Raw genomic sequence first — 18,040 nt, 5'->3', positions numbered from 1 at the left:
ATGAGCATTCAGGTTGCCAGCCCGGTGGCCGGGACGACAAGGGAAGGGGAGAGAGGATGAGAAACTGTCTGGTGATGGGGGCGGCGGGCTATATAGGCTCCTATCTGGTGCCTCACCTGCAAACGCTGGGCTACAGGGTGATTGCAGGGGCGCGCCGTCCCTGCCGCTTGCCGGAAGGGGTGCAGTTTCGCCTCGCCGACAGCCTCAAGCCCATCACCCTGCTGCCTGCGCTGGCGGGCATCGATACCGTTTTCTATCTGGTGCATGCCATGGGGGCGGGGGCCGATTTTCACCGGCTGGAGCAGCAGGGGGTGAAGAACTTTGCTGCCGCCGCCCGCGCCGCCGGGGTGCGCCGCATCATCTATCTCGGGGCAATCCAGCCAGAGCAGTGCAACAGTCGCCATCTCAACTCCCGCCGCCACTGTGGCGAGCTGTTTCGCGAATCAGGCGTACCGACGGTGGAGCTGCGTGCCGGCATCATTGTCGGGCCCGGCTCGGCGGCGTTCGAGGTGATGCGGGATCTGGTGTTCAACCTGCCGCTGATGGTGACGCCGAAGTGGGTGCGCTCGCGCACGCCGCCGATTGCGCTGTCCAACCTGCTGCACTATCTGGGCGGGCTGGTGGAAGCCGACGAGGTGGATGGCCGCATCTTCAATGCGGTCGGCCCAGAACTGCTCAGCTATCAACAGCAGTTGCAGAAGTTCGCCGCCCATATCGGCAAGCGCTGTCCCATCATTCCCATCCCGTTTTTGAGTCCGCGTCTCTCCGCCTGGTGGTTGCAGTTTGTCACTTCGGTGCCGCAGCCGGTGGCCAAGGCGCTGGTGGGCGGTCTCAAGCACGATATTCCGGCCGATGATGGCCCGCTGCGTGCCCTGCTGCCGCAGACCCTGCTCAGTTTTGACGAGGCGCTGGCCGAGAGTCTGGCGCTGGAGCAGAAACTGGGTGCCGAACAGCAGGGGCAGGAGACGCCGCTCGGCCTGCGCTGGCGCCATCCCGAATATGGCTTCTATGACCGTACCGCCAGCGGCGATGCCATCTGTCTCGCCTCCCCCGAGGTGGTGTGGCAGGTGTTGCAGCAGCTGGGGGGCGAGCAGCGCTACTTCTACATGAACCAGCTGTGGGTGGTGCGCGAATGGATGGATCACCTGATCGGCGGTCCGGCTCGCACCCGGGGTCGCAGCAATCCCGATCGCTTCGTGAAGGGTGACATGCTCGACTCCTGGGAGATCCTCGGAGTCGATGAGGGGCGCAGGCTCGATCTGCTGTTCAACATGAAGGCCCCTGGCGTGGGTCGGCTGGAGTTCAATATCCTGCCGGAGGAGTCCGGGTTGACCCGCATCCGGGTCACCGCTCACTGGCATCCGCAGGGCGCCTGGGGGCTGACTTACTGGCTCGCCATGCTGCCGTTCCACCTATTCATCTTTCAGGGGATGACCGAGGCTATCGCCAGAGAGGCGGAGGCGAAAGCCGGGATCCCCGTAATGGATTGAGCCTCCTTTCTTCGCTCGGATGGCGCTGGCTGTACACGTCAGGCCCTCCCTTTGGCCCATATTGAGGTGCTTCCCCGGGCAAAGGCTGGCATCATGCCGCGGTCTTGTTTACCGCGGATAGATAACCAGTCAGAAAAAGAAGGGATTATGAAGAAAAAACCATCAATTTTGGGGGGCGCCTGCATTATCGCCAGCGTCTGCGTGGGGGCTGGCATGCTCGGTCTGCCGAGTTCGGGGGCGGGGGCCTGGACCCTCTGGTCTGTGCTGGCACTGACCGTCACCATGGTGATGATGACCCTCTCCGGCTGGATGCTGCTGGAAGCCTTCCAGCACCACGACATGCGCGTCTCCTTCAATACCGTGACCCGCGAACTGCTGGGGGAGCGGCTCAACTTCTTCAACAATCTCTCGGTCTACTTTGTCGGCGGCATTCTGCTCTACGCCTACATCACCTCCTCCGGCGCCATCCTGCAGGGGATTCTGGGGATCGACAGCAAGCTCGCTTCCGTGCTGTTCGTGGCAGTTTTTTCGCTGGTGGTCTGGCACTCGACCCGCGCCGTTGACCGCATCTCTGTGGTGCTGATCGCCTTCATGATCATCAGCTTCGCCCTCGGCGTGACCGGTCTGCTCGGCCATATCAAGCTGCCGACCCTGCTCGATCTGGCTGGTGGCGAGAGTCACTACGCCCCCTATGCCATGGCGATGCTGCCGGTGGCGCTCACCTCATTTGGCTATCACCACTCGGTCGCCTCCCTGCGCGCCTACTACCAGAACGAACGGCAGGCAAAGTGGGCGATTCTGGGGGGAACCCTGATCGCGCTGGCGCTCTATGTGCTCTGGCTGCTGGGGATCTTCGGCAACCTGCCCCGCCAGGAGTTCGCCCCCGTGATTGCCCAGGGCGGCGATGTGAACGTGCTGCTGAAGGCGCTCTCCGGTGTCATCGAGTCGGAGCAGGTGGCCAGCGCTATCAACGGCTTCTCCATGGCGGCCATTCTTTCCTCCTTTATCGGGGTGGGGCTCGGGGTGTTCGACTATCTGGCGGATCTGTTCAAGTTCGACAACAGTCGTGCCGGTCGCTGCAAGAGCTGGGCTGTTACCTTCCTGCCACCGCTGCTGCTCTCGCTGCTTTTCCCGTTCGGCTTCCTGCTGGCCATCGGTTATGCCGGCGCAGTGGCCACAGTGTGGACCTGTCTTATTCCGGCGCTGCTGGTGCTGAAGTTCCGCGCCCGGGCTGCCAGTGGCAGCGCAACCCCCCATTTCGTCACCCCGGGTGGCAAGCTGGTGGCCTGGCTGCTGATCCTGTTCGGATTGGCGACCGCACTGTTCCACTTCCTCGCGATGGCGAACCTGCTGCCGGTCTACTCGGGTCAGTAATCGTCACGCAGGGTCACATGATGGCGGCAAGGCAACTTGCCGCCATTTTTTGCACCTGTAGTGCAGGATCTATAACTAAAGTGGTATCTGTGGCTGGGGGATGGTGCTAAACAAACTGGTCTGATCTGGCTAATGGCAGCATGATCTGCTGGGCATGCCCACCGCTTTCTTTTATGATCCCCGCCCTTCTGCGTGCCCCCTGCCGGCACCTCATTTGCACCAACCACATCGGGGTCCCCCATGTCCGATCTGCGTCAAGAAGCACTCGATTACCATGCCCAGCCCGTACCGGGTAAAATTGCCATCGCCCTGACCAAACCCGCCGAAACCGCCCGCGATCTGGCGCTGGCCTACAGCCCGGGGGTCGCCGAGCCGGTGCGCGAGATCGCTGCCAACCCGGCCGATGCCTACCGCTATACCGGCAAGGGCAATCTGGTGGCCGTCATCTCCAACGGCACCGCCATTCTGGGTCTGGGCAATCTGGGGCCGCTCGCTTCCAAGCCGGTGATGGAAGGCAAGGCCCTGCTGTTCAAGCGCTTCGCCGGCATCGACGCTATCGACATCGAGGTGAAGCACGAGACCAGCCAACAGTTCATCGACACGGTGGCGGCTATCGCCGATACCTTCGGCGGCATCAATCTGGAAGATATCAAGGCACCTGAGTGCTTCGAGATCGAGCAGGCGCTGATCGAGCGCTGCGATATTCCGGTGTTCCATGATGACCAGCACGGTACCGCCATCGTCACCGCCGCCGGTCTGCTCAATGCGCTGGAGATCCAGGGCAAGCTCATCAGTGACAGCCGCATCGTCTGCATGGGGGCGGGGGCTGCCGCGACTGCCTGTATGGACCTGCTGATCAAGTGTGGCGCCAGAGCGCACAACATCTTCATGCTGGATCGTCAGGGTGTTATCCACACCGGCCGCAGCGATCTCAACAAGTACAAGCAGCGCTTCGCCAACGAGACCCCGCTGCGCACCCTGATGGATGTCATCGAAGGGGCGGATGTGTTTGTCGGTGTTTCCGGCCCCGATGTGCTGCCCGCCGAAGCGGTCGCCCTGATGGCGCCCAACCCGGTGATCTTCGCCTGCTCCAACCCGGATCCGGAGATCAAGCCGGCGCTGGCCCACTCGGTGCGCAGCGACCTCATCATGGGTACCGGTCGCTCTGATTACCCGAACCAGATCAACAACGTGCTCTGCTTCCCCTTCATCTTCCGCGGTGCCCTCGATGCCCGTGCCAGCCGCATCAACGATGCCATGAAGATTGCCGCGGTCGAGGCGATCCGTGCACTTGCCAAGGAGCCGGTGCCGGCCGAGGTGCTGACCGCCGCCGGGGTGAGCGAGCTCGCCTTCGGCAAGGATTACGTTATTCCCAAGCCGATGGATGCCCGTCTGCTGCCGCGCGTAGCCCGCGCCGTAGCGCTGGCGGCGGTGGCCTCCGGCGTCGCCCGCATTGAGCTGCCTGCGGACTACATGCTGTAATCCGGCGTTGCAAACGGCCCCATAGCGGGGCCGTTTTTATCTCTGCTTCTGGCGACAGCCGGAGGCGTAACCCGGGTGACCGGTTGGGGGGGGATGGGGGCAAATCGGGTTCAAAGGTGGTCAAACAGCGCTCTCCTCTGACACAATATTGCCACTATGACGCTAACGAGAATCAAGATGCAGCAGCCTGTCAGCGGCCGTTTGGCCCACGCCCTCTCCTTCTTGCGCCATGATGGTCGCCACTTTGCCCAGTTTGTCTGGGGCCGTTTCCAGCAGGACAGATTGACGGTTACCGCCGGCTATCTGGCCTATGTCACCCTGCTTTCGCTGGTGCCGATGATCGCCGTGGTCTTTGGCATGATGTCCGCCTTCCCGGTGTTCCAGAGCCTCAAGCAGGCGATGGAGCAGTTCGTCTACCACAACTTCGTACCGACGGCGGGAGAGGTGCTCAAGGAGTACATCGACGGTTTCGTCGCCAATGCCACCAACACCACGGCGGTGGGGATCGGGGCGCTGGTGGTGGTGGCGCTGATGCTGATCTCCGCCATCGACAAGAACCTCAACTACATCTGGCGTTCGACCCAGGGCCGCCCGCTGGCGCAGGCGTTTGCCATGTACTGGATGATCCTCACCCTGGGGCCCGTGCTTATCGGGGCCAGTATCGCCATCTCCTCCTACATCTTCTCGCTGCGGCTGTTTGGCGCCGAGAGCCTGTTCGGCATCGGCTATCTGCTGCTACGCGGCTTGCCGTTTCTCTTCTCGGTGCTCACCTTCCTGCTGGTCTATACCGTGGTACCGAACTGCAAGGTGCGGCTGGCCCACGCCTTTATCGGCGCGCTGGTGGCGGCGACCCTGTTCGAGCTGGCCAAGCGCGGCTTTGCCATCTACATCACCAGCTTCCCCTCCTATCAGGCCATCTACGGCGCGCTGGCCACCATCCCGATCCTGTTTGTCTGGGTCTATCTCAGCTGGCTGGTGGTGCTGCTTGGTGCGGAGACCACCGCCTGCCTCGGCGAGTACGAGAAGCCGTCGAGCGAGGAGCTTGGCTAAGCCATCGCCTTGGCCACCGGTTTATTGGTAGCATCGACGACCGCCCCTGCAATCGAGCCGGGGCGGTCGTTCTGTTTTGAGAGGAGAGGGATGTGATTGCACTGATTCAGCGGGTCTCCGAGGCCAGCGTGACTGTCGAGGGGGAGGTGACCGGCGCCATCGGTCAGGGGTTGTTGGTGCTGCTCGGGGTGGAGCAGGGGGATGATGAGGCCAAGGCCGACAAGCTGCTGCACAAGGTGAGCGGCTATCGGGTCTTCAGTGACGAGAACGGCAAGATGAACCTCAATGTCAGCCAGATCGGTGGCAGCCTGCTGGTGGTCTCCCAGTTTACCCTGGCGGCCGATACCAAGAGCGGGATGCGCCCCAGCTTCTCCTGCGGTGCCCACCCGAGCGAGGCCGAACGCCTCTATGACTACTTCGTGGCGAAGGCTGCTGCCAGCGGCATCCCGACCGCAACCGGGCGTTTTGCCGCCGACATGAAGGTGGCGCTGGTCAACGACGGCCCGGTTACCTTCTGGCTACAGGTCTGAGGATGCCTGATCCCGCGGTATGACGTGGACGATCACGTTGATGAGCCCTGCGACCGGATAGGGGGTAGCCGGGCCAATCCACTGTTCTATCAGCGTCAGGGCGTGGGTTAGCTCCAGTTCGGTGCGCGGCAACAGGTTGATGACCAGAGTGCCGCAGAGGCGGGGTGCCAGCGCCCGGTAGAGCCGCTCCTGAAACAGCAGCAGCGGGTTGCCATCCTGACTGAAGAGATCGAGCAGGATGAGGTCGTACTGCTGCTCGCTCTGCTCCAGAAAGGTGAGGGCATCGGCTTGATGGAGTGCTGGAGCTGCGCGTTCATCGCTCTCCTGATGCTGGAAAAACTGCTGATAAACGGTCAGCACCTCTTCGTCGAGGTCAACGCACTCGTGGCGGGCATCGGGCCAACGCTGACTCAGATGGCGGGTGAGATCACCGCCACCCAGCCCGAGTTCGAGGATCTGCCCGGCCTGTTCAGGCAGCAGGCAGGCGATGACCCGCTGATGGGGCAGACAGAGGGCAGCGGGGTCGGCGAGCGACATGGCGGATTGCACCACGCCGTCTATCTCCAGCCAGCGGTGCTGGTTGTTTTCCTGCACGGTCAGGCGGCGCTGGGGTTTGACGCTGAGGTGCAACAAGTGATCGGCTTGGTACGCTTGCAGATTGAAGTCCATGAATTTGCACGGCAAGATGGTTTCCGACCAGTGTAACTCAAGGATCGATCTATGTACCGGGTGGTCACCCCCCAAACGGCAGCCGAGCCGGGTACTTACTGCAAGCTGCGCTGGAAACGTCTGTGTAAGCCCTTCCATCTGCCAGTCGGCGCAAACTCAAGGATGAAACTATGTATCGGGTAGTCACCCCTCAGACAGCCGCCGAGCTGGATGCCTATTACCAGTTGCGCTGGGAGCTTCTGCGTAAACCCTTCAATCTGCCCGTTGGTTCCGAGCGGGACGAATACGACACCGTTGCCATTCACCGGCTGATGTTAGCACCCGATGGCACCCCCATCGCGGTGGGGCGCCTCTTTATCGGCGGCGACGAGGCGCAGATCCGCTTTATGGCGCTGCGTCCCGAATATCGCGGCCAGGGGCTGGGCGCCAAAATGGTGGAGGATCTCGAGCAGCTGGCCCGCAGCGAGAAGGTGAAACGGCTGGTGATGAACGCCCGTCAGGAGGCGGTGGAGTTCTATCGCAAGTGCGGTTTTCTCGAAGTGGGGGGCGGCCCCGTCTCCTTTGGCCGCATTCCCCATCGCCAGATGATCAAATCCCTGAGCCCGTTGCAGACCATCCAGTATCGCCCGGAGTGGTGTCAGGATCTCACCACCCGCTGGTCGCGCGGGGTGCCCATCAGCGAGAAGATGGGAATGCACATCAGCCACTACGATGGCCAGACCTTCCACCTCAAGGCCAATCTGGCGGCCAACCTCAACGTGCACGGCAGCATGTTTGCCGGCAGTGTCTACAGCCAGTGCGTGCTGGCGGGCTGGGGGCTGATCTGGCTGCAACTTAAAGAGGAGGGGCTGGTGGGCGAACCTGTGCTGGCCGAGAGCTCCATCAAATATCATGGCCCGGTCGATGAGGAGCCGGAGGCGCGGGTGGCTCGCGAGGGGATGCCCGCCGTGCTGCAGCCGCTCAAACGGGGCGAGCCTGCCACCTTCAGCCTCAAGATCCAGCTGTTCAGCGGCAGCAAGCTGGCGGCGGAGTTCCTCGGTCACTACGTGGTGCAGCCGGTCAAGCGGCCGGGCCATTAACGGCAGCGCGCTCCGCCACAAAACAGACAAGGCCTCATTATGAGGCCTTGTTTGTTTTACCCTTGCTGACTGTTGGTTGCCTGCTCGGTTTGGGTTTGGGTTTGGGTTTGGGCTTTTGGCGCCGGAGCCGGTCGCCAGAGCGGCGCACTGTTGCCCTGCGGCGGATAGCGTACTCCCACTTCCCAGCCGCAGCCATCCGGCTTCTGCTTGAAATCCCAGCTCAGAGTGGGCGCGGTGAGCGGGCCGCGCCACTGGCCGATAAGCTCGGCGCAGCGGTTGCCGTTGAGCACTCCCAGATCGAGTTGCCACTGCTCCTTGACCAGATCGATACCGCCCAGCGCCCCCAGCAGGTGAGTGATGGTGGAGGCGCCAGCCTGTTCGAGCTGCAGCTGCCCCTTGTCGATCTTGCCCTGCACCCTGACGCGGTAGAAGGGGGTATCGCCACCCTGCATCGCCTGCCACAGCTGATCCGGATTGAGCGCCGGCGCCGTTGCCTGCTTGAACCACTGATCCAGCAGCGGGTCTATCTTCACCTTGTCCCAGAAGGGTTCGTTGGCATCGAGAGCGAAACTGCCCTGCAGGGTGCTGTGCCACTCACCCGGTGCGCTGCCGTGCTCCGCCTGCAGGTCGGCACTCAAATCTGCCTTGCCGGAGAAGGAGACAGGAGAGCCGAACATCTTGCCCCACTGCTCCAGATCGAGCTTGGTCGCCTTCAACTGCAGGGTGCTGCTCTGGCCCGGCTCGCGTGCCCACTGGCCGCTCATGCTGAGGCTGCCCTCATCCGGCAGCGAGCTGGTGAGCTTGCCCAGTTGCCAGGAGCTGGGGGTCAGCTCCCCATCCAGTTCGCCGTTGCGGGCGCTGAGGCCATCCCACACCAGCTCGAACCACTTGCTCTCTATGCGGGCACGGCCAAGCAGCGGGCCGGGCTGATTGCCACGCAGGGCGAGATCGCTCAGGTAGAGCTGCCAGCCGGTCAGCGACAGAGGGATGGCATCGTCGAAGGAGAGCACCTTGAGCTTGTCGAACGCCAGCTTGCGGATATCCACCTGCTGCGGGCGCCAGCCCTGCCAATCCTGCCACCAACCTTGCGGCAGGCTGATATCCATGCCGCTCAGCGCCACGTCTTTCAGGGTCAGCTTCTGCTGCTGGGTATCGAGGGAGAGCTCGACATTGAACTCCCCTTCATAGGCTTTGCCCTGCAGTTCGCCGTCGAGCTGCTGGGGTGAGAAGGCGAGCTTGCCCTTGATCCCCTCCAGCTGGAACAGGCCGCGCCCCATGTCGCCCAGCGTGCCCGCCAGATAGCCGCTCGGCTGGCTGCCTGCCTGCCAGTTGAAGGCGGTGAGCTGGCCACTGAAGTTGTTGAAGGAGAGCTCCTGCTCGATGGAGTTGATGCTCACCTGATCGAACTGGCCGCGATCCAGCGACACCTGCCGCAGCGGGAATTGGTGCTGTGCCAGATCCCCCAGCTCGACCCGCATGCCACGAGCCTTGAGATCGTGCAGTTCGAGGGTTCGAGCCGGCCAGTCGAGCACCATGCCGCTCTCCAGCAGGCCGTCAAACAGGTTGGTCACCAGCTTGTCGCTGCGCAGTACCTCTCCCTCCAGCCGCCCTTTCAGGCTGAGACGGGCGAAGGTGAACTGTGGTGTCTCCAGCTGGCCGATGTTGAGGGTCAGGTTGGCTTGTGGCTGGCGTTTCGGATCGATCAGATCCCAGTCGCTCAGGGTGGCGTTGAGGCCGCGCAGGGTCAGCCCGTCGCTCTCAAGGCTCAGCCTGTCTATGGTGCTGTCACCGATGGAGAGGGAGTGCACCGGCAGGCTGGGCAGCTGGTTGGGCAGCGGCAGCTTGATGGCGGGGCGAATGAGGTCGAGATGGGCGATCCGCACATCGCGGTTCAGCCAGTCGATGCTCTCGATCTCCAGATAGATCTTGTCGAGAGAAACCGCATCGCCGTAGCGCACCTGCTCCGCCAGCAGGGTGTAGGGGTGGAGCGGGTTGAATACCAGCCGCCCTATGGTGACCGGTACGCCGGTCTGCTGGCTGATCCAGCTGGCGATGGGGCCTTTGGCGCGCTCGGCGTCGAACAGGCCGAGGGCAACCCAGACAAACAGCAGCAGGAAGGCGAAGGTGTAGAGCAGGCCGCGTAGCCAGGAATTCATGGATGCTTTCCTCCTGTTTTGGGGTGTGTTGTCAGGCGTTTGAGTAGTGGTCCCGCAGACCGAGCCAGCGCCGTATCAAGGGTTCGACATGGCTCGGGTGTCTATCCATAAGGACATGTGACCATCTTCTGCATCTACCTCGATCAGGCATTGGAATAGTGATCCCGTAAGCCAAGCCAGCGCCGTATCAAGGGGTCGACATGGCTCGGGTGCCTATCCATAAGGAAGCGTGCCATCTTTTGTACCTGCGGAATAAGTGGCTGATCCCGCACCAGATCGGCGATCTTGAGATCGGCCAGACCGGTCTGGCGGGTGCCGAGCAGTTCCCCCGGACCGCGCAGTTCCAGATCGCGCTGGGCGATGAGGAAGCCATCGTTGGTCTCACGCAGCACCCCGAGCCGGCTCTGGGCTGTTTTGGACAAGGGGGCATGATAGAGCAGCACGCAGTGAGAGGCTACCGCTCCGCGTCCGACCCGACCGCGCAGCTGGTGCAGCTGCGCCAGCCCGAGCCGTTCCGGGTTCTCGATGATCATCAGGCTGGCGTTGGGCACATCCACCCCCACCTCGATGACGGTGGTGGCGACCAGCAGTTGCAGTATGCCTGCCTTGAACTCCTCCATCACCCGCTGTTTCTCGACCGGCCGCATCCGGCCGTGTACCAGCCCGATATGCAGCCCCGGCAGCAGGTTCTGCAGCTCGGCGGCGGTATCCTCGGCGGCCTGACACTCCAGCACCTCCGACTCCTCGATCAGGGTGCAGACCCAGTAGGCCTGCTTGCCCTCGGTGCAGGCGAGCTTGACCCGCTCGATCACGTCGCCGCGACGGCTGTCGGGCAGCGCCACCGTGGTGATGGGGGTTCGGCCCGGCGGCAGTTCGTCGATGACCGAGGTATCGAGGTCGGCATAGGCGGTCATCGCCAGGGTGCGGGGGATGGGGGTGGCGGTCATGATGAGCTGATGGGGATGCACCCCTTCACGTTCCCCTTTCTCACGCAGGGCGAGGCGCTGATGCACCCCGAATCTGTGCTGTTCATCGATGATGACCAGCGCCAGACGCTGGAACACCACCTGCTCCTGAAAGATGGCGTGGGTGCCCACCACCATTTGGACGCTGCCATCGGCGATGGCAGCCAGTGCCTCCTCCCGCGCCTTGCCTTTCTGCTTGCCAGCCAACCAGCCGACACCGATGCCGAGCGGCTCCAGCCACTTGGCGAAGTTGATAGCGTGCTGTTCCGCCAGCAGCTCGGTCGGTGCCATCAAACCCACCTGACAGCCGTTGCCGATGGCCTGCAGGGCGGCCAGCGCCGCGACCAGGGTCTTGCCGGATCCCACATCCCCCTGCACCAGCCGCATCATGGGGTGGCTCTGTTGCAGATCCTTACTTATCTCGGCCACCACCCGGCTCTGGGCACCGGTCGGCTTGAACGGCAGGGCGCCGAGCAGCTGTTCGACCAGCGCAGGCGCCGGTTTGAGGGCGCGGGCCAGCTGGGTTTGTGCCTGAGCGCGCACCTTGAGTACCGAGAGGTTGTGAGCCAGCAGCTCCTCCAGAACCAGTCGCTGCTGGGCCGGATGTTGGCCGCTTTCGAGCAGCGGCAGCGCCACCGAGGGGGGCGGACGGTGCAGCAATTTCAGGGCGGCGGCCAGTTCAATCTGGTGGGGATAGAGGCCGGCGGGCAGCAGCTCCTCAACGCCATAGAGGTCGAGCTGGGCCAGCGCCTGATCGGTGAGGTTGCGCAGGGTGAGCTGGCGCAGTCCCTCGGTAGTCGGGTAGACGGGGGTGAGCGCCTCCTCGGTCTGACCGGCCTGCTCCTCGCCGAGCAGCTTGTACTCGGGGTGGGCCATCTCCAGCCCGTATTTGCCGGGGCGCACCTCGCCAAAGCAGCGGATCAGGCGGCCTGTCGCCAGACTGTTCTTCTGGGCGGCGGTGAAGTTGAAGAAGCGCAGGGTGAGGGTGCCGGTGCCGTCGCTGATACGGCAGACCAGCATGCGACGACGCCCCATCACCAGCTGAGTGTCCTGGATCTCCCCCTCGACGGCGCCGTGCAGGCCGGGCGGCAGATCGCCGATGGGCCACACCTGGGTGCGGTCCTCGTAGCGCAGGGGGAGGTGGAACAGCAGGTCCTGTACCGTGGCCAGTCCCAGCCGCTCGAGCTTCTCCTGCATCTTGCTGCCGACACCCTTGAGGCTATCGAGAGGAATTTTATCCAATTTCATCAATTAGATGCCCGAAAACACTGTAAATATGTCCAGATGATAGGGGTTGTTGAGGGGCCGATGCAAGCCGAGTTGCTGCTGGCAGGGCAGCCAAAGTGTGGGAAACGGAGGATATAACAAAGGCCTGCCGAAAACGGGAGGCCTTGGTCTGATTGTCGTTGGGCAGGGGGGCGCGGTGCGCCCCGGGGTCAGATGATCCGCTTGAGTAGCAGATGGGCCTTGACCCGGTGGATCCGTCCCAGCAGCTTGCGCACCTGCTCCGGGTAGTCGTGGATCTGCTCTACCTGATCGAAGTGGCTGATGCGCTTGGTGTTGGCCAGAATGTTCTCCCGCTCGGCATTGAACTGGGGACGCAGGTGGTGGCGACGATCATGCACCAGCAGGCCGTTCTCCAGATCCAGCGCCCAGGCGCGCGGGTTGAGGTTGTTGCCGGTGAGCAGGGCCCACTCGTCATCCACGAAGATCCCCTTGAGATGGTAGGAGTTGCGCTCGCAGCACCAGAGCATCAGGTTGAGGCGACCATCATCGATGTGATGCTGGTTGCGCTCGGCAAACTTGCGCAGGTTGGTCTCGTAGAGATAGGGCAGGCCGCCGATGGTGGAGAACTTCTCCTCCGGCGGGATGAAGAAGTCGTTGGCGGTCTTGTCGCCCACCACGATCGTTACCTTGCAGCCACGCTGCAGCAGATCCTCGATATCCTTGCTCAACTCCTTGGGGGGGTTGAAATAAGGGGTACAGATGAAGATCTCCCGCTCGGTGGAGCGCACCAGATTGCGGATCATCTGGTTGAGCTGGTTGTTGCGCTTGCCCAGACCCGCCATCGGGGTGATGGCCACCTCCTGGGTGTTGACCGGCATGGTGGCGAAGCGGTACTGCCCCTGACGCAGGCTCAGCTTGAAGCGGCGGATCGGCCCCTTCAGCTGTTTGGCGCTGGGCACGTCGCTGCGATCCAGCCGCTGCACGGCATCGCTCTTCACGAACAGGTCATCCACGTAGTTGACCATGCTGCGGGCCAGCTCCGGGCTGGTGATCTGGTGATAGCGGTCGAAGCGGTAGCGCTCCTGCTGGTGCAGGTAGATATCGTTGAGGCTGGCACCGGAGTAGAGTACCACATCGTCAAAGATGAAGCCCTTGAGGTGCAACACGCCGAGCAGCTCGCGCCCCTTCACCGGCACGCCGTAGATTTCGATCTTGTGCTCGTAGCGGGCGGCCATCTCCTGATACATCAGGTGGTTGCCGCCTTGCTTGCCCTTGCCGATCAGGCCGCGCTGGGCACGGTGGAAGTCGACGAACAGCTTGACGTCGAGAGCCGGATTGCGCTGCTTGGCCTCGTAGAGGGCGGTGAGGATCTCGCGACCCGCGTCATCATCCTGCAGATAGAGCGCGACCAGATAGATGCGCTGGGTAGCACTGGCAATGAGTGCAAGAATGCGGCGCTTGAAATCTTTGGCGCTGTAGAGCACTTCAAACTGGTCTGCCGCGACGGCGATCTGGGGCAGGCGTGTCAGCAGTTGTCGATAATGGGCCGATGAATGCATAGAGAGACCTGAAATCACGGGGTTAAGCGTTCCACTCGGAGCGATGAATAGGCGATTCTAGCAATCTCGCCCTCTCAGCCAAAGAAAGAATCGTCAGAAAGATGAAAAAGGCCTCACAAGTGAGGCCTTTTTTGTGCGTATCGGCAGTGATCAGAGGAAGCTGTAAATGATCATCGCCATCACGCCGCCGGTGGTGCCGATGATGGTCTCCATCACGGTCCAGGTCTGCAGGGTCTGCTTCTCGGAGAGGCCGAGGTAGCGGTTGGCCAGCCAGAAACCGGAGTCGTTGACGTGAGAGAGCACGATGGCACCGCCGCCGATGGCGATGGTAACGGCAGCCAGCTGGGCACCGTTGAGGCCGAGCGGCTCCAGCATCGGCAGCACCAGACCACAGGCGGTCAGCATGGCGACGGTGGCAGAGCCCTGAATCACCCGCACCGCGGCGGCCAGAATGAAGGCCAGCGCGACGATGGGCAGACCGGAGTCGGCCAGCATGTTGCCAAGGGCTGCGCCCACGCCGGAATCAACCAGCACCTGCTTGAAGACGCCACCGGCACCGGTAACCAGAATAATGACGCCGGCCGGCTGGATGGCGCTGTTGCAGACGCTCATCACCTCGTCACGGGACATGCCGCGGCGAATACCCAGCAGATAGAAGGCGGCCAGACAGGCGACCATGATGGCGGTGAAGGGGTGGCCGATGAACTCCAGCCAGTTGTGCAGGGTAGAGCCCGCCTCGACGAAGCGGCCGACGATGGTCTTGAGGCCGATCATCAGCAGCGGCAGGCCGATCAGACCCATCGCCAGCCCGAAGGAGGGCAGGGATTTGCTGTCATCGTGAACGCTGTTCTGGGCATCGGCAGGCAGCGGCACATCGACGATCTTGCTGATGAAGTCACCGAACAGCGGGCCTGCCAGGATCAGGGCCGGTACGGCGGCGATCAGGCCGAACAGGATCATGTAGCCGAAGTCGGCTCCCAGCTGGGAAGCGACCAGGATCGGGCCCGGAGCCGGAATAAGGAACGCCTGACAGGTGGCGATACCGGCCAGCAGGGCGATACCGATCTTCACCACGCTGCCGCCGCCGCGACGGACGATGGCGAAGGCGACACCGATCAGCAGCACCACAGCCACATCGAAGAAGAGCGGCAGGGCGCAGACAAAGCCGGTCAGGGCCATGGCCCAGTTGGCGCGCTTGACGCCGAACTTGCCGAGCAGGGTGTGAGCTACCCGGTCGAGGGCACCGGTCACTTCCATCACCTTGCCAAACATGGCACCCAGCGCCACCACCACGGCAACGAAGCCGAGGGTGCCGCCCATCCCTTTCTGGATGGTGTTGGCGATGTCGGCCGGGTTCATGCCGGCGGCAAGACCGGCCACCATGGAGACCAGAATGAGGGAGACGACGGCGTGCAGACGAGCCTTCATCACCAGGAAGAGCAGCAGCACGATCGAGCCGGCGGCCGTCATGATCAGGGAGAGGTCAGACATTGTTATGCGTTCCTTAATCCAAGTTCGGTAGTGACACCCTGTCGATCCGTCGACAAACCATATCTTTATGATTTATTTAGATTTATGGCAAGGGCTCAACATCATATGCCCAGGTGACTATGGGTTTGCTCAGTCTGTGGCAGACTTCACATTTTTAATGGTTACCGGTAACATGTTACCGGTAACGTGCTAGATTAGAACCCATCAACAGCTGGTTTTTTGAAAAGTGGGACAGAGGTCAAATTATGGCGGGTAAGTGCATTATCGTGATGGGTGTATGTGGCAGCGGTAAATCCAGCGTGGGCCTCAAAGTGGCAGAAGCGTTGGGCGCCAAGTTCATCGATGGTGATGATCTCCACCCCAAGGCCAACATCCAGAAGATGGCTGGCGGCAACCCCCTCAACGATGAGGATCGCGCCCCCTGGCTGGAGCGGATCCGCGACGCCGCCTACAGTCTCGAGCAGAAGAACGAGACCGGCATCATTGTCTGTTCCGCCCTCAAAAAGCAGTACCGCGACCAGATCCGCGAAGGCAACGAGTCGGTCAGCTTCATCTTCCTCGATGGCAGCCAGCCGCTGATCCTCGAGCGGATGCGTGCCCGCAAGGGCCACTTCATGCGCGAAAGCATGGTACAAAGTCAGTTCGATACTCTGGAGCGCCCGGATGGCGAAGCCGGTGTATTCCACATCGATATCGACGGCACCTTCGAACAGGTGGTTGACCGCGCCGTCACAGCATTGGAGCAAGCCCAATGATTCATAAGGTAATTTCCGACGTCACTGCCCGCATCCGCGAGCGCAGTGCCGCCCGTCGTCAGGCCTTTATGGCCCGCATCCAGCGTCAGGCCGAGCAGGGCAAGACCCGCGCCGCACTGGCCTGCGGCAACCTGGCCCACGCCGTGGCCGCCTGCAGCAGTGACGAGAAGGGTCGCATCCTCGACATGACCCGTGCCAACGTCGGCATCGTCACCGCCTACAACGACATGCTGAGCGCCCATCAGCCCTATCAGGGTTATCCGGACATCATCAAGGGCGCGCTGGCCGAACTGGGCCACAGTGCTCAGGTTGCCGGTGGCGTTCCCGCCATGTGCGACGGCGTGACTCAGGGTCAGCCGGGGATGGACATGTCCCTCTTCTCCCGCGATCTCATCGCTCAGGCGACTGCGCTGTCGCTCTCTCACAACACTTTTGATGCCACCCTGCTGCTCGGCATCTGCGACAAGATCGCTCCGGGCCAGATTATGGGGGCGCTCTCCCACGCCCACCTGCCGACGGCATTTGTTCCTGCCGGCCCGATGGCGAGCGGTATCAGCAACGACGAGAAGGTGAAGGTTCGCCAGCAGTACGCCGCCGGTGAAGTGGGCCGCGACGCCCTGCTGGAGATGGAGTGCGGCGCCTACCATGCGGCGGGCACCTGCACCTTCTACGGCACCGCCAACACCAACCAGCTGGTGTTCGAGGCCATGGGCCTGATGCTGCCGGGCTCCGCCTTCGTCCACCCGCACAGCGAGCTGCGCCATGCCCTGACCGTTGAAGCGGCACGTCGCATCAGCGCCATGATCCCGGGTTCCCCCGCCTATCGTCCCCTGAGCGAGGTGCTGGATGAGCGCTCGCTGGTCAATGGTCTGGTGGCTCTGCTCGCCTCCGGCGGCAGCACCAACCACAGCATCCACATGGTGGCGCTGGCCCGCGCGGCCGGTCTGGTACTGACCTGGGATGACATCAGCGATCTCTCCGACGTGGTGCCGCTGTTGGTTCGCATTTACCCGAACGGCCCGGCCGACGTCAACGCCTTCGAACAGGCGGGCGGTGTGCCCGGTCTGATGCGCCGTCTGGCCGAAGAGGGGCTGATCCACATGGATGCCACTCCGGTCTTTGGCGAGATGCAGGATTACCTCAGCCGTCCGGCTCTGGTCGACGGCCAGCTGGTATGGCAGCCGGTGGGTGAGAGCGGCGATGCGAGCGTGCTGTCGCCTTCCGGCAGCGTATTCCAGGCCACCGGGGGCACCAAGCTGCTGGCGGGCAATCTGGGCCGCGCCGTGGTCAAGGTCTCCGCCGTGGCTCCCGAGTATCGGGTGATTGAAGCGCCGGCGCGGGTTTTCTCCTCCCAGCATGCGGTGGAAGCAGCCTACAAGGCGGGCGATCTCAATCAGGACGCCGTGATCGTGGTGCGCCACAATGGCCCGGCCGCCAACGGCATGCCGGAGCTGCACAAGCTGATGCCGGTGCTCGGCAACTTGCAGAAGGCGGGTTACAAGGTAGCGCTGGTCACCGATGGCCGTCTCTCCGGCGCCTCCGGCAAGATCCCGGCCGCTATCCACGTCACCCCGGAAGCGCTGCACGGCGGGGCCATCGGCCTGCTTGCCGACGGCGACCTGCTGCGGGTTGACGCGGTAAACGGTAGCCTCGACTGCCTGACCGATTTGAGTGGCCGTACCCAGGCCGAGATTGACCTCACTCCGGAACAAGAGGGGTGGGGCCGTGAACTGTTCAGCGTGATGCGTCGCGCGGTATCGAGCGCCGAGTGTGGCGCCACCATCTTTGACTAAGGAAGAGCTATGCAGAACTGGAAAGTGACCCCGGCCGAGGTGTTTGCCGCCTCCCCGCTGGTACCCGTGATGGTTATCAACGAGCTGGATCAGGCCCTGCCGATGGCCAAGGCGCTGCTTGACGGCGGCATCTCTGTCTTCGAAATCACCCTGCGCACTCCGGTGGCGCTCGATGCCATCGCCCTCATCGCCAAGGCGATGCCGGATGCCATGGTCGGTGCCGGTACCGTGCTCAACTGCGCGCAGTTTGACGCTGCCGTTGCAGCCGGTGCCCGCTTCGTCATCTCCCCGGGGATGACGCCGGCCCTGCTGGCCCATGCGGCCAAGAGCACTGCGCCGCTGATCCCGGGTGTGGCTACTCCGTCTGAAGTGATGCAGGCGCTGGAAGCGGGCTACGACCACCTGAAGTTCTTCCCGGCC

The 18,040-nt window shown here is 62.8% G+C and carries 14 protein-coding genes; 9 read left to right on the top strand and 5 right to left on the bottom strand.

What is annotated here, in order from left to right; translation table 11 throughout:
• The first annotated feature begins 56 nt into the window (after positions 1 to 56).
• The 5 genes from AACS24_RS16410 to dtd all read left to right on the top strand — a co-directional run bounded on the left by AACS24_RS16410 (position 57) and on the right by dtd (position 5,926).
• Complete coding sequence (locus AACS24_RS16410; RefSeq protein ID WP_108571349.1) at positions 57 to 1,490, top strand: DUF2867 domain-containing protein; 1,434 nt, start codon at positions 57 to 59, stop codon at positions 1,488 to 1,490.
• A 147-nt stretch (positions 1,491 to 1,637) separates the two neighbouring features.
• Positions 1,638 to 2,864, top strand: a complete 1,227-nt coding sequence (locus tag AACS24_RS16405; RefSeq protein WP_108571348.1) for an aromatic amino acid transporter — start codon at positions 1,638 to 1,640, stop codon at positions 2,862 to 2,864.
• A 240-nt stretch (positions 2,865 to 3,104) separates the two neighbouring features.
• A complete protein-coding gene (locus AACS24_RS16400) occupies positions 3,105 to 4,346 on the top strand; it encodes a malic enzyme-like NAD(P)-binding protein (protein ID WP_108571347.1) in 1,242 nt (413 codons plus the stop codon).
• A 177-nt stretch (positions 4,347 to 4,523) separates the two neighbouring features.
• Complete coding sequence (locus AACS24_RS16395; protein WP_108571346.1) at positions 4,524 to 5,396, top strand: virulence factor BrkB family protein; 873 nt, start codon at positions 4,524 to 4,526, stop codon at positions 5,394 to 5,396.
• A 92-nt stretch (positions 5,397 to 5,488) separates the two neighbouring features.
• Positions 5,489 to 5,926, top strand: a complete 438-nt coding sequence (gene dtd, locus AACS24_RS16390) for a D-aminoacyl-tRNA deacylase (RefSeq protein WP_033138812.1) — start codon at positions 5,489 to 5,491, stop codon at positions 5,924 to 5,926.
• Here the strand turns inward: dtd and AACS24_RS16385 are convergent.
• A complete protein-coding gene (locus AACS24_RS16385) occupies positions 5,915 to 6,595 on the bottom strand; it encodes a spermidine synthase (protein ID WP_181364213.1) in 681 nt (226 codons plus the stop codon). The two genes, dtd and AACS24_RS16385, sit on opposite strands and share 12 nt — an antisense overlap.
• Before the next feature lie 170 nt (positions 6,596 to 6,765).
• Here AACS24_RS16385 and AACS24_RS16380 point away from each other — a divergent pair, with 170 nt between their 5' ends.
• Entirely contained in the window at positions 6,766 to 7,674 is a 909-nt protein-coding gene (locus tag AACS24_RS16380; RefSeq protein WP_033115611.1) for a bifunctional GNAT family N-acetyltransferase/hotdog fold thioesterase, read from the top strand.
• Between the two features lie 56 nt (positions 7,675 to 7,730).
• Here AACS24_RS16380 and AACS24_RS16375 read toward each other — a convergent pair whose 3' ends face one another.
• The 4 genes from AACS24_RS16375 to gntU form a co-directional block, all read right to left on the bottom strand.
• Positions 7,731 to 9,830 (bottom strand): AsmA family protein, encoded by a 2,100-nt coding sequence (locus tag AACS24_RS16375; RefSeq protein ID WP_108571344.1) that lies wholly within the window; start codon positions 9,828 to 9,830, stop codon positions 7,731 to 7,733.
• 143 nt (positions 9,831 to 9,973) lie between these two features.
• On the bottom strand, positions 9,974 to 12,043 hold the full coding sequence (gene recG / locus AACS24_RS16370; RefSeq protein ID WP_181364211.1) for an ATP-dependent DNA helicase RecG: 2,070 nt from the start codon (positions 12,041 to 12,043) through the stop codon (positions 9,974 to 9,976).
• Positions 12,044 to 12,231: 188 nt separating this feature from the next.
• Positions 12,232 to 13,581, bottom strand: a complete 1,350-nt coding sequence (gene pssA / locus AACS24_RS16365) for a CDP-diacylglycerol--serine O-phosphatidyltransferase (RefSeq protein ID WP_033115608.1) — start codon at positions 13,579 to 13,581, stop codon at positions 12,232 to 12,234.
• A 150-nt stretch (positions 13,582 to 13,731) separates the two neighbouring features.
• A complete protein-coding gene (gene gntU, locus AACS24_RS16360; RefSeq protein ID WP_108571341.1) occupies positions 13,732 to 15,072 on the bottom strand; it encodes a gluconate transporter in 1,341 nt (446 codons plus the stop codon).
• Between the two features lie 245 nt (positions 15,073 to 15,317).
• Here gntU and AACS24_RS16355 point away from each other — a divergent pair, with 245 nt between their 5' ends.
• From AACS24_RS16355 to eda, 3 genes are all read left to right on the top strand, one after another.
• On the top strand, positions 15,318 to 15,827 hold the full coding sequence (locus AACS24_RS16355; protein WP_033115607.1) for a gluconokinase: 510 nt from the start codon (positions 15,318 to 15,320) through the stop codon (positions 15,825 to 15,827).
• Positions 15,824 to 17,620: a phosphogluconate dehydratase gene (gene edd / locus AACS24_RS16350; protein WP_108571340.1), complete on the top strand. Its 1,797-nt coding sequence runs from the start codon at positions 15,824 to 15,826 to the stop codon at positions 17,618 to 17,620. Before AACS24_RS16355 ends, edd begins: the two co-directional genes overlap by 4 nt.
• 9 nt (positions 17,621 to 17,629) lie before the next feature.
• On the top strand, positions 17,630 to 18,040 hold a 411-nt coding region (gene eda, locus AACS24_RS16345; protein ID WP_258222964.1), incomplete at its 3' end, for a bifunctional 4-hydroxy-2-oxoglutarate aldolase/2-dehydro-3-deoxy-phosphogluconate aldolase.

The organism is Aeromonas sp. HMWF016 (genome assembly GCF_963878195.1).
Classification (GTDB): Bacteria; Pseudomonadota; Gammaproteobacteria; order Enterobacterales; family Aeromonadaceae; genus Aeromonas; species Aeromonas lacus.
This window is presented reverse-complemented; position numbering and strand designations above follow the sequence as displayed.